At 69.4% G+C, this 12,780-nt stretch carries 8 protein-coding genes; all 8 read right to left on the bottom strand.

The features are described 5' to 3' along the window. Window positions 1-26: 26 nt before the first annotated feature. The 8 genes from carA to grpE all read right to left on the bottom strand — a co-directional run bounded on the left by carA (window position 27) and on the right by grpE (window position 12,660). Window positions 27-1,151, bottom strand: coding sequence for a glutamine-hydrolyzing carbamoyl-phosphate synthase small subunit (carA, locus tag I8J32_RS12360; protein ID WP_200612604.1), 1,125 nt, complete (start codon window positions 1,149-1,151; stop codon window positions 27-29). Window positions 1,152-1,599: 448 nt separating this feature from the next. Continuing rightward, window positions 1,600-3,828: a DUF1631 family protein gene (locus I8J32_RS12355; protein WP_207526595.1), complete on the bottom strand. Its 2,229-nt coding sequence runs from the start codon at window positions 3,826-3,828 to the stop codon at window positions 1,600-1,602. A 183-nt stretch (window positions 3,829-4,011) separates the two neighbouring features. Then, complete coding sequence (gene dapB / locus I8J32_RS12350; RefSeq protein ID WP_200612599.1) at window positions 4,012-4,731, bottom strand: 4-hydroxy-tetrahydrodipicolinate reductase; 720 nt, start codon at window positions 4,729-4,731, stop codon at window positions 4,012-4,014. A 77-nt stretch (window positions 4,732-4,808) separates the two neighbouring features. Next, the gene (locus I8J32_RS12345; RefSeq protein WP_200612596.1) at window positions 4,809-6,161 is read right to left on the bottom strand and encodes a GGDEF domain-containing protein; all 1,353 of its coding nucleotides are present in this window, start codon (window positions 6,159-6,161) and stop codon (window positions 4,809-4,811) included. A 509-nt stretch (window positions 6,162-6,670) separates the two neighbouring features. Continuing rightward, complete coding sequence (locus tag I8J32_RS12340) at window positions 6,671-8,401, bottom strand: DUF3857 domain-containing transglutaminase family protein (protein ID WP_207526594.1); 1,731 nt, start codon at window positions 8,399-8,401, stop codon at window positions 6,671-6,673. 385 nt (window positions 8,402-8,786) lie between these two features. Further along, window positions 8,787-9,914: a molecular chaperone DnaJ gene (gene dnaJ / locus I8J32_RS12335; protein WP_200612592.1), complete on the bottom strand. Its 1,128-nt coding sequence runs from the start codon at window positions 9,912-9,914 to the stop codon at window positions 8,787-8,789. 173 nt (window positions 9,915-10,087) lie between these two features. Then, on the bottom strand, window positions 10,088-12,010 hold the full coding sequence (gene dnaK, locus I8J32_RS12330) for a molecular chaperone DnaK (RefSeq protein ID WP_200612590.1): 1,923 nt from the start codon (window positions 12,008-12,010) through the stop codon (window positions 10,088-10,090). A 140-nt stretch (window positions 12,011-12,150) separates the two neighbouring features. Next, window positions 12,151-12,660: a nucleotide exchange factor GrpE gene (grpE, locus tag I8J32_RS12325; protein ID WP_200612588.1), complete on the bottom strand. Its 510-nt coding sequence runs from the start codon at window positions 12,658-12,660 to the stop codon at window positions 12,151-12,153. Window positions 12,661-12,780 lie beyond the last annotated feature (120 nt).

The following is a 12,780-nucleotide window of genomic DNA, read 5'->3' as shown; positions in this document are numbered from 1 at the left end:
ACGGGCCGGCTTGGCGGCCACCGCGGTCACTTCGCCTGCTGCATCGAATCGATGAAGCGATCGAACAACGGGCCGACGTCATGCGGGCCGGGACTGGCTTCCGGGTGTCCCTGGAAGCTGAAGGCCGGCGCATCGGTCAGTTCGATGCCCTGGTTGCTGCCGTCGAACAGCGAGCGGTGCGTGACCCGCACGTTGGCCGGCAGCGTGGCCTCGTCGACCGCGAAACCGTGGTTCTGCGAGGTGATCATCACCCGTCCGCCGTCGAGGGTCTGGACCGGATGGTTCGCGCCGTGGTGGCCGAACTTCATCTTCTGCGTCCTGGCGCCTGCGGCCAGGCCCAGCAGCTGATGACCCAGGCAGATGCCGAAGGTCGGCACCTTGCGCGCGATGAATTCGCGGATCGAGGTGATCGCGTAATCGCAGGGCTCCGGGTCGCCCGGGCCGTTGGAGAGGAACACGCCATCGGGGTTCATCGCCAGCACGTCGGCCGCGGAGGTCTGGGCCGGCACCACGCTGACGCGGCAGCCGCGCTCGGCCAGCATGCGCAGGATGTTGTGCTTGACGCCGAAGTCGTAGGCCACGACATGGAACTTCGGGTTCGCGTGGACGAACACGTTGTTGTCCAGGTCCAGCTGGCCGTCATGCCACTCGTAGGACGTGGGCGTGCTGACCACCTTGGCCAGGTCCATGCCCTTCAGGCCCGGGAACGCGCGGGCGGCGGCAAGCGCCTGCGCCACGTCGATCTGCCCGGCCATGAGGGCGCCGTTCTGGGCGCCGCTGTCGCGCAGCAGGCGCGTCAGCTTGCGGGTGTCGATGTCGGAGATGGCGACGATGCCGCGCTTGATCAGCCATTCGGGCATCGGCACCTGGCTGCGCCAGTTGCTGGGACGGCGCGGCACGTTGCGGACGATCAGGCCGGACGCCCAGACCTGGGTGGCCTCGTCGTCCTGGTCGGTCATGCCGGTGTTGCCGACATGCGGGTACGTCAGGGTGACGATCTGGCGGGCGTAGGACGGGTCGGTCAGGATTTCCTGATAACCGGTGATGGCGGTGTTGAACACCACCTCGCCCGCGGAAAGCCCGGGCGCGCCTGCGGAAATGCCCTCGAAGATCGTGCCGTCTTCGAGTGCAAGGATTGCGGGTTGGGTCACTGGGGATCGCCTTGGCAGCTGGGGGGACTGACCCCGCCGCTGGGCAACCGGCTGAACGCAGGTTGCAGCAAATCGCGAACACGGTGGAGTACCGGTCCGAGGGAGGGGTTCAGGCGAGCGGGAATTGTAGCGATGGCCGAGTCGGATGACCAGCGTCGATGTGATGGGCGCCGAGTGATGGGCGCCGACGGCGACCCGCGTCGAGGGGGGCCGGCACGGGGATGGCGCGGCCCACGCCGGCCCGAAGGCCGCAGCGCCGCCCGCCCGAGGAGGACCGGCCCGCCAGACCGGACTCAGAGACTGCTGAAGCGGCCCCGCCGAGCCTCCAAGCCCGCCGCCTGCGACCGGGCCAGGCCCGCACGCGCATTCACATCCACGGCGATCGCATCCAGGCGATCACATCCACGGCTGTCGCATCCAGGGGCGACGCATCCAGGGACGGCCGAGTTCAGGCGTTGAACGATGCCCCCGGGGGCGCGCTGGACTTCAGGCGACCCATCACCTGCTGCATCGCGTCGTCGAAGGCGGTGTCGGCTTCGCGCAGCTGGACACGGCCCAGGCGCGCCATCGCCGCCAGCTCCTCGGCCGAGGCGACCAGCACGCGGATGCCACGGCGATTGACGAACAGCAGGCGCGAGGAGATCGGGCTGACCCACGACACCTTGGCCGGCTCCACGCGACCGCTTTCGCTGGTCAGCTGGATCCAGGTGCCCACTTCCAGCGCCCGCATGCGATCGGCCATCGCCGGATCGAAGTCGAGGGTGGAATTGCCCGCGATGAGTTCCAGGTCGGGCTCGGCCGCGGCGGGTTCGGGCGGCGGCGGCGGCACGGGCGACACCGGCAGTTGCTCGGCGCTGGCCGCGGCCTCGTCGCCGGCGGAAATCTGGGTGAGCGTGCGCTGCAGCGTCGCCACGACGTCGTCGGCCGTGGCGCCCAGCAGGCCGGAACTGGCCAGGATGGTTTCGATGGTCGGCTTGTCGAGCGCGGGCAACCGGTCCATCGGTACGCCCAGTTCGGCCTGGTCGTAGATCGCCATGACCGAGGTGACCGCACGGATCGCCTCGGCGTAGCGCGGCGAATCCTTGCCTTCGCGCAGGACGAGCTGGGTGAGGTGGTGGGCCGCGTACTGGACGACGAAGGCATCCAGCGCCGGCGGCAGGTCGCGCATCTGGCGGACGATGGTGAGATCGACGGACACGTCCTCGCGCGCCTGCTCCAGGCGTTCGCGGCCCCGCTGCGCCTCCGCGGCGCGTCGTTCGGTGACCTCGATGCGCTTGCGGTGCTGTTCCATGAAGGAACGCAGCTCCTGCTCGAGCGTCTCGAAGATCGCGATGTCTTCGTTGAACTCCACCACGAGCCGTTCGATGGTCGTGTCCACGCGCGCCATCAGCTCGCGGTCCTGGACGCTCTCGCCGCGATTGCCCTCGCTGGCTTCGGCCACGACGTTGAGCAGGCGGCGGGCCGGATGGGCCTTGTAGAGGAACAGGCGGCGGTCCTTCACCGCGACCTTGATGTAGGGCACCAGCAGCCGGTTGAGCTTGGAGCGCACGTCGGGTTCGAAATGGCGTTCGTCCAGCAGCACGTCGAAGAGCATGCCGACCAGGTCCACGGCATCCTCGTCCACGTTCGACAGGCTCATGCGCTCGCCCATTCCCAGGCGCCGGGCGCCCTCGATGAGCTGGTTGCGCATCTGGTCGGCCAGCGGGGCCCGGGTCTCACCGCTCGCGGCGGGCTCGAAACTGGGGGGCGCCTCGCGTTGCAGCAGGGACAGCACGGTCATGACGTCGGTCGTGCTCATGCTGGGGCCGCCAGCACCGCCGCCGACGCCGCCGCCACCACCGTCCGACCGCTGCGGCTGCATCGCCTGCCGCCAGGTCTGGAGGAGATTCAAGAGGCTCGAGAACAGGGCCTGGTCGCCCGGCCCGGCCATTCCCCCCTGCGCCGCCACCACGCCGGCCATCGCGGCGGCGGTGGCCGGATCGGCCGGCGTTTCGACCACGGTGGCCGCCTGCTGGGGAAGCGGCTCGGCGCGCTTGGTCGGCTTGATCATCGGCAGCACGCCGGCGCCCGCCAGGCCGGCATTGAGTCGCTCGTAGAGCGGACCCAGCACGGGGGCCAGTTCGCGCTCCAGGAACTTGAAGAGCACGATGCGGACGTTGGCGGAGACCTCGAGCGCGGACAACGCGCCACTCATCGATTCGGAGATGAACTTGGGCCCGGCCGGGTTGTCCTTGGCATGCAGCACGGGCCGCTCGGTCAGTGCGGCCAGGCGCTTGTCCAGCAGTTCCAGGCCCGGGGCGAACGCCTTGCTCAGGCTGTCGACGACCTGCTCGGTGGCCAGTTGCTCTTCCAGCGCCTCGTCCGAGACCAGGCTGAGGGAGGAAGCATCCATCGTCCGGCCCGCCATCGGCGCTTCCTGCAGCCGCCGGAAACCGGTGGCGACGGTCTGGTCGAAACGCTGCTGGATCTGGGCGCGCGCCCGGCGCAGGTCACGCAGCGCCGTCAGCTCGGCGCCGCCGCCACCACTGTTGCTGCTGTCGAACAGGTAGTCGTCGGTACGGCGCAGGACGCGCTCGAGCGCGGCCCCCAGCTGTTCCTGGGTGATGCGCTGCATTGCCGCAAGCAGCAATTGCGGGTCCCGGCTTCCAGCCGGAAATGACTCGCCGTCGATGGACATGCCAACACTTCCCTTGGATCTCGAGGGCATCCTAACCAGTTGCTGAACCAGCAAGGTGATCTTCGTCAAAATCCGGCGCTACGCTCCGTTCGTCGGCGGATGGAAGGTCAAGCGACCGTGTCGCAGTTCACACTTCCCCCGTCCCCAGGTTCGCGGCCCGCCCCGGGGGGCGAGGCGCCCGGATCAGTCGAGCAGGTCCCGCAGCGAGTAGTGGCCCGCGGGGCGACCCCGCAGCCGGACGGCCGCATGCAGGGCCCCGCGCGCGAAGATGTCGCGGCTGGTGGCGCGGTGGATCAGCTCGATGCGCTCGCCGGCCGCGGTGAACTGGACCGTGTGCTCCCCCACGATGTCGCCGGCGCGCAGGGAGGCATACCGGGCCTGGGCGCCGCCGCGCGCGGCGACTTCCCCCAGGGTCAGCGCCGTACCCGACGGCGCATCCAGCTTGCGCGTGTGGTGCGCCTCGACGATGTCGCAGTCCCAGCCGGGCAGCGCCGCTGCGGCCCGCTCCACCAGTTCGTGCAGCACCGCCACGCCCAGGCTGAAATTGGAGGCCCACAGCACCGGGATGCGGCCCGCCGCCTGGTCGAGGGCCTGCCGCTGCCCGGGCGACAGCCCGGTCGTCCCCGATACCAGGGCCGCGTCACGGGCCACGCAGGCCTGCGTGATGGCGTCGAACGCTTCGGGCAGGCTGAAGTCGATGGCGACATCGAACGGCGGAACGCCCGCCAGCTCGGTCGCCGCGAAATGGGGGATGCCGTCGACCACGCGCGCTTCCACTCGGCGCGATACCGCTCCGGCGATGGCGATGTCGTCGCGTTCGGCGGCCAGCCTCAGCAGGGCCTGGCCCATGCGGCCGGATGCGCCGTGGACGAGCAGGCGCACGGGGGAAGTTGCCTCGTTCATGGCCACAGGCTAGCCGCTGCCGGCCGTAGTGAACAGCGCGGAGATTTCCGGCTGCCCTCCCCTGCGTGGACGCCGGCTCAGAAGTCCACTTCGTCCGCCAGGCTCTCCACCCACCGGTTCTTGCCTTCCGCCTTGGCCCGGTACATCGCCAGGTCCGCCTTGCGCAGCAGTCCGTCGAGCGCTTCGGCGCCATCGGACGCGCGGACCAGGCCCACGCTCAGGCCCAGGCGCAGTTCCAGTCCATCGACTTCCACCGGCGTCGCGCAGGCCGTCAGCAGCCGGTCGGCCAGGCGCGACAGGCCGGCCGCGTCCAGGCGGTGCGCGACCACGACGAACTCGTCGCCGCCGATGCGGGCCACGGTGTCGGTCTCGCGCATGACGCCCTGCAGGCGCCGGCCGATCTCGCACAGCACGCGGTCGCCGACGGCGTGGCCATGGGTGTCGTTGATCTGCTTGAAATTGTCCACGTCGACCACGGCCACCACGATCCGCTCGGGCGCCGCGCCCGCGACGCGCGAGGCGATCGTGAAGTCGTCCTCGAGCCGCTTGCGGTTGGGCAGGCCGGTCAGCGGATCCTGGAAGGCGAGCATGTGCAGGCGCCGCGACATGGCCCGGGCCTCCAGCGCGTTGGAGATCATCTGTGTCATCAGCCGCAGGCCGATCACGTAGTGTTCGCCCCACTCCACCCGGTGCCGCACCGCGTCGAAGCCGACGAAGCCGTCCAGGCGCAGCCCGGTCCACAGCGGCACCACGAGCAGGGACTGGATGCCCTCGCGCTCGAATTCGCTGCGTTCGTTCGCGGCCTCCGGCGGCAGGGCCGCCACGTCCTCCACGCGGAACACGCGATCGGCGCGCAGCTGCTGCAGCAGCCAGGGGAAGGTCGTCAGCGGAACGTCCTGGAGATTGGGCGCCTCGCGGGAAATCCCGGCCGCCACCCATTCGTGGGTATTGCTCTGCGTCTGCGCGCACTCGTCGATCAGGAACACGTAGGCCCGGTCGACGCCGAAGAAGCTGCCGATCGAGCCCAGCATGTTGACGACGACCAGGTCGAGCGCTTCGTCATCGCTGCGGATCAGCGCCGCCGACGCCTCCGTGAGCAGGCGTTCGAACAGCAGGCGGCGCTGGAGCTGGCGTTCGCTGTCCTCGCGCGGACCGATGTCCTCCAGCACCACGACGCGACGTCCCGGCCGCGATGCGACCGGAACGCCCTGGACGCGCAGCCGCAGGCGGGTGCCATCGTGCAGTCGGCATTCCATCGCCGCGCCTTCGGGCCCGGCCGCCTCGAGCATCGCGGCCAGGCAGTGGTCGGGATCCAGGGTGTGGCGCAACTGGGCCAGCGAAGCCTCACTGCCCAGGCGCAGCAACTGGCGGGCGCGGTCATTGGCGGCCACCGGCATGTCGTCGTCATAGACCAGCAGCGCGGCCGGCACGTCGTCGGGGAGGAGCCACGCCTGGCCTGCAGGGCCGGCAAGCCCCGCAGACTGCCCTTTGAGAGCCTGCTCCTTGAGAGCCTGCTCCCCAAGCGCATGTTCCTGACGATCCGAACTGTCCGCGACCACATCGTGCCCCACGGGCCCCCGGCCCTTGCGCCGACGCTAACGTCGCCCCGGGTTTGTTGCAAGGGCGCGCCAGGTTCTGCTGAGAGCGTGGCAGCGCCCAATCGCGCCGCCGCGCGCTGCGTAGCCGCGCCAGGTGCCCCTCAACGCAAAGCAGCCCCCAAACGCGCCGCCGCGCGCTGCGCAGCCGCGCCAGGTGCCCCTCAAAGCGTGGAAGCCCCCGAACGCGCCGCCGCGCGCTGCGCAGCCCTGACAGGCGGGGCCGCGCCAGGTGCCCCTCAAAGCGAAGGAGCACCCGATCGAGCCGCCGCGCACTGCGCAGGCCGGACAGGCTGGGACGGTCCCGGTTGCCACGCCATCAGACAGACCCGGACCCGCCCCCCTCAATTCGTCCCGTACACCACCTGCGACTTCAGGTTGGACAGCACCTTCTTCAGCAGCGCCTGGTTGGCCGCATTGACGGCCGGCGCGCAGGTCGGACCGGGCGTGCGGTCGTCGATCACGCGGCGCACCTTCAAGCGGTTGCCGTCCAGCTCGTAGCTGGCCTCGTAGCTGATCAGGTCATTGGCGAGCTTGAGGTTCGACGGCACGGCCAGGACTTTCAGTTCCGGCGCGAATTCATAGGTGAACTCTTCCTCCGCATAACCGCTGGTGCACGCGCTGGGGAAGTCGGGATCGACCTCATCCGCGCCGCCCGCCGCGAAGCGCGCCACGCCGCCGGCGCTGAAGAACGGCGCGTCCACCTGGAAGGCGCCGGGGACCGGGAGCAGTTCCTTGACCTGGAACTTCGCGCTGTAGCGGTGGCTGTCGGCCAAGGCCTTGGCGTCGTCCCACTCGATGCTGCCGCTGCCCTCGTGACCGCTGCGCTCGAAGTAGTTCTTCACCATCTCCTGGCGCTGCTGCTCGGTCACCTCGCGCAGCCCGGCGCGCGAGGCGGCGCCGTACATGCCCGCCAGCTTCACGGTCATGTCGCCTTCGACCGAACCGTCGGCCAGCACCTTCAGGTGCGTGGACTGCACCTGCCGGTTGCGGCCCACCGGCATGGGCGGGGTGCGCGACCCGTCGCGGTAACCGTCGACCAGGAGCACGGGCTTGCCCGCGCTGGAGGGCGGCACGCTGCCGAAGGGCGTGTCCGACGAGGTGGAATCCAGGTACATGTCCAGCTCGGGGATGTAGGTGATCACGTGGTTGACCATCGAGACCACCGGGATCTTCGGCAGGCCGTAGGAATTGCCGGCGTTGATCAGTGCCTGCTGGCTGCGGATGCCCTTGGCCGCGAGCATGGCCTGCAGCAGCGTGGCGTGGTCCTTGCAGTCGCCCATGCGGTTGTCGAGCACGAAATCGGTGTCGCGCGGCACCACCGCGCCCAGTCCGATGCAGTTGCCGGCGTAGGAGATCTCCGTGGCCACCCAGTCGTACAGCGCGTGCGCGATCTCGCGCGTGCCCGTGCGGCCGGCGGCGACTTCGTCGGCCAGCTTCTGGATGCGCGGGGTCACCGCCGCCTTGGGCAGCGCGCGCGCACCGTAGGCATCGGCGATGCTGGCGTAGTCGGGGAACGTCGAGTACGCCAGACCCGGGGCCTGGCCGAGTTCATACACCGACCAGTCCTTGCGCGTGCTTTCCATCGGTGCGCGGTTCTGCCAGGTCCATTCGATGACCCGGCGGCCGTTCGCCACGGCATTGCGCGCTTCCTTCAGCTGCCACGCCTCGTACCGCGCCGGCATGGTCTCGGGCGCGTCGATCTTCATCCGCACGTCGCCGTAGTAGGTCGAGGGATTGAAGTTCTCGACCGTGGAGAAGTGACGCTCGAACACCGGCTGGCTGCCGGTCAGGCGATAGGCGAAGACGACGGTGTCATTCACCGCCAGCTCCGGGAAGACCACCGTCATGGTGGTGCGGTCGGAGAACGCCGGACCGCCGTCGCCCTTGCCGCCGTTGGTTTCGACCTGGAAGTTGGCCTTGGGCACGTCGATCCGGCGCCCGTCGGCCTTGAGCGTATAGGCGGAGATCACGTCCGCCTTCTGGATGCTCGTGCTGTAGGAGATCGAGGTGTCCTTCATGTAGTCGACCGCCTGCTCCTTGACGATCTGCACGGCCCACTCGCGGTCTTCCACGTAGGAGCCGTCGGCATTGATCGTGTAGGCGACGTTGTAGCGCTGGGTCTTGACGAACAGCTCGACCGGCTTGGCCGGTTCGGCCGGCTAGGCCGGCTTGGCCGGTTCGGCAGCCACGGCGCTGGCGCAGGCCAGCCCGGCCGCCAGGCCAAGCCAGCGGAAATTCACGAATTTCATCGATTGCATCCCCTGGAAAGTTGACGCCGGCACCCGCGAGTCGTGCGCGCCCGGCATGGGCGGTCCGGAACACGCGCCCCGGAAAGGGCGCGCGCCAGATCCGCGCGGCGAAAGGTTATCAAGTGTCGCGCCCCACGCGCCGGCCACATGCCGGATCCGGGGGAGGTGGACTGGTGCGCCGGCGCGGGATCCGGCACCGGCGCCGGGCTCAGGACGTCATCCGGTCCCAGAACCCTTTCACGCCATCGAGGAAGGTCGATGCGCGCGGCGAATGCCGGCGCGCGCCGTCGCCCACGAAGGTCGCCTCGAACTGCTCCAGCAAGGCGCGCTGTTCGGGCGTGAGGTTGACGGGGGTTTCGACCACGACGCGGCAATACAGGTCGCCGGGGGCGCGGCTGCGCACGGAGCGCACGCCCTTGTCGCGCAGGCGGAACTGCTTGCCGCTCTGCGTCTCGGCCGGGATGCGCAGTTCCACGTCGCCCTCCAGCGTGGGCACGCGGACGCTGTCGCCCAGGGCCGCCTGCGAGATGCGGATCGGGACTTCGCAATGCAGGTCGTCGCCGTCGCGCTCGAAGATGTCGTGCGGGCGCACGCGCACTTCCACGTACAGGTCACCGGGCGGCGAACCGGCCGGGCCCGCCTCGCCCTCGCCCGCCAGGCGGATGCGGTCGCCGTTGTCGACGCCGGCCGGGATCTTGACCTGCAGCGTCTTGGTGCGTTCCAGCCGCCCCTGGCCGTGGCAGTCGCCGCAGGGGCTGGTGATGGTCTTGCCGCGACCGCCGCAATGCGGGCAGGTCTGCTGCATGGAGAAGATGCCGCGCTGGAAGCGCACTTGGCCGCGGCCCTGGCAGGTTCCGCAGTTGTCGAGCTTGCCGTCGGCCGAGCCCGAGCCCTTGCAGGTTTCGCATTCGTCGAGCGTGGGGATCTCGATCTGCTTGTCGATGCCGCCCACGGCTTCTTCCAGCGACAGCTCCATCACGTAGCCGATGTCGGCGCCGCGCCGCGGCTGGCCGCGCGCCGCGCCGCCGCCGAAGATGTTGCCGAAGATGTCGCCGAAGATGTCGCCCATGTCGGCGTAGCCCGGCCCCTGGCCGCCGCCGCCCATGCCGTGCTCGAACGCGGCGTGGCCATGCTGGTCGTACATGCGGCGCTTGCCGCCGTCCGACAGCACCTCGTAGGCCTCCTTGGACTCCTTGAACGAAGCCTCCGCGGCGTGGTCGCCGGGATTGCGGTCGGGGTGGTACTTCATCGCGCAGCGACGGTAGGCCTTCTTGAGGTCTTCCTCGCTGGCGTCACGGGCCACGCCCAGGACTTCGTAGTAGTCGCGCTTGCTCATGCCGGAATTTCAGGAACCTGGGGGGATTGATCGATCGGGTCGGTGGCGCGCACCCGGAGCGGACCGCCGGGGGCGGAACCGCCGCGAGCGCACCGCGGGGCCGGCGGCAGAAAGACCGAAGGAGCAAGCCGAGGCGTTGCTCCTTCGATGCCCGGGCGCGGGTCCCGTTGCGCTTACTTCTTGTCTTCGTCGCGGACTTCGGTGAACTCCGCGTCCACCACGTCGTCCTGCGGCGCGGCACCGGCGGCGCCGGCGCCCATGTCGGGACCCGGCTGGCCCGCCGCCGCGGCCGCGGCGAACAGCGCCTGCGCGGCTTCCTCCAGCGCCTTGGACTTGGCCTCGATCTGGCCCTGGTCGTCGCCCTTCATCGCCGTTTCCAGCTCGGCGATCGCGCCCTCGGTGCGGCCGATCACGTCGCCCGGCACCTTGTCGCCGTTGTCCTTGATGGCGCCGCGCGCGGTGTGGATCAGGCCGTCGGCCTGGTTGCGCGCCTGCACGAGGTCGTGGAACTTCTTGTCCTCCTCGCGGTGGGCCTCGGCGTCGGCGACCATCTTCTGGATCTCGTCCTCGGACAGGCCCGAGCCGGCCTTGATCTCGACCTTCTGCTCCTTGCCGGTCTTCTTGTCCTTGGCCGTCACGTGCACGATGCCGTTGGCGTCGATGTCGAAGGAGACCTCGATCTGCGGCAGGCCGCGCGGCGAGGGCTCGATGCCCGACAGGTCGAAGCGCGCCAGCGACTTGTTGTAGCGGGCCTGTTCGCGCTCACCCTGCAGCACGTGCACGGTGACCGCGGACTGGTTGTCCTCGGCGGTGGAGAAGGTCTGCGAGGCCTTGGTCGGCACCGTGGTGTTCTTCTCGATGATCTTGGTGAACACGCCGCCCAGGGTCTCGATGCCCAGCGACAGCGGGGTCACGTCGAGCAGCAGCACGTCCTTGACGTCGCCCTGCAGCACGCCGCCCTGGATCGCCGCGCCGACGGCCACGGCCTCGTCCGGGTTGACGTCCTTGCGCGGTTCCTTGCCGAAGAACTCGGTCACCGCCTGCTGCACCTTGGGCATGCGGGTCTGGCCGCCGACCAGGATCACCTCGGCGATGTCGGACGCACGCAGGCCGGCATCGTTGAGGGCGATGCGGCAGGGTTCGATCGTCTTGCGGACCAGGTCTTCGACCAGCGACTCCAGCTTGGCGCGCGTCAACTTGATGTTGAGGTGCTTGGGACCGGAGGCGTCGGCGGTGACGTAGGGCAGGTTCACCTCGGTGTGCTGCGCGGACGACAGCTCGATCTTGGCCCGCTCGGCGGCGTCCTTCAGGCGCTGCAGCGCGAGGTGGTCCTTGCGCAGGTCGATGCCCTGGTCCTTGCTGAACTCCTCCACGAGGTAGTCGATGACGCGCTTGTCGAAGTCCTCGCCACCCAGGAAGGTGTCGCCGTTGGTGGACAGCACCTCGACCTGCATCTCGCCGTCGACCGAGGCGATCTCGATGATCGACACGTCGAAGGTGCCGCCGCCCAGGTCGTACACGGCCACCTTGCGGTCGCCGCCCTTCTTGTCCATGCCGTAGGCCAGCGCGGCCGCGGTGGGCTCGTTGATGATGCGCTTGACGTCCAGGCCGGCGATCTTGCCGGCGTCCTTGGTGGCCTGGCGCTGGCTGTCGTTGAAGTAGGCCGGCACGGTGATGACCGCTTCGGTGACCGTCTCGCCCAGGTAGGCCTCGGCGGTCTTCTTCATCTTGGCCAGCACTTCGGCCGAGATCTGCTGCGGGGCCATCTTCTTGCCGTCGGCCGTTTCCACCCACGCATCGCCGTTGTCGTGCTGGGTGATCTTGTACGGGACCAGGCCGATGTCCTTCTGCACTTCGGCGTCGGTGAACTTGCGGCCGATCAGGCGCTTCACCGCGTAGAAGGTGTTCTTGGGGTTGGTCACGGCCTGGCGCTTGGCCGAGGCGCCGACCAGCACTTCGCCGTCCTTGGTGAAGGCGACGATCGACGGGGTCGTGCGATCGCCTTCGGCGTTTTCGATGACGCGGGCCTTGCCGCCTTCCATGATCGCCACGCACGAGTTGGTCGTGCCCAGGTCGATGCCGATGATCTTTGCCATGGTGGAATCCTCTTGCGAATCTTGTGTGCGTGAGCTGGTGTGTCGTGCTGCGGTCGTGACCGCCTGAGCGCTATCTGGGGTCGCGGCCGGGTAGTTCAAGCGTCCGGCGTGCGGCGCCTGCCCCGGCTTCAGCCGCCGGCTCAGTCCCCGCGGACGGTCACCAGCGCCGGCCGCAACAGCCGGTCATTGAGCAGCCAGCCCTTCTGGTAGACCTGGACGACCTGGCCCGGGGCGTGGCTCGGGCTGTCGACCATGCTCATGGCCTGGTGGTGGTCGGGATTGAAGGGCTGGCCGACCGGGTCGACCATCACCAGGCCGTTGTCGCCGGCGACCTTGAGCAGCTGGCGCATCGTCAGCTCCATGCCTTCGCGCAGGTGCGCGGCGGTGTCGCCCTGCACGGCCAGGCCGGCTTCCAGGCTGTCGATGACGGGCAGCAGCGCGCCGAGCAGGCGCTCGTTGGCGAACTTGCGGGCCATCTCGATGTCGCGGGCCAGGCGCTTGCGCTGGTTGTCGAGTTCGGCGCGCTCGCGCAGCGATTCATTACGGAGCTGTTCGAGTTCGGCGAGGGCCGCGTCGAGCTGCGCCTGCAGGGGGTTGGCCTCCTGCTCGGCGGTCGCTTCGGAGGGGTCCTGGATCGGTTCGGTGGTCATCGTGGGCGGGCTCGTCCTTACGCGAGGGTTTCGCAACCCAGCCCGTATGGGGCCCGCCCCGAGCGCTTTCAACTGTCCGCCTGCGATCAGCCCGGATCACGGCGCGGCCGGCCGGAAGCA

Origin of the sequence: Lysobacter solisilvae, from assembly GCF_016613535.2 — a bacterium.
Classification (GTDB): Bacteria; Pseudomonadota; Gammaproteobacteria; order Xanthomonadales; family Xanthomonadaceae; genus Agrilutibacter; species Agrilutibacter solisilvae.
The sequence above is the reverse complement of the archived record's forward strand: the minus strand, read 5'-3'. Positions and strand labels throughout refer to the sequence as shown.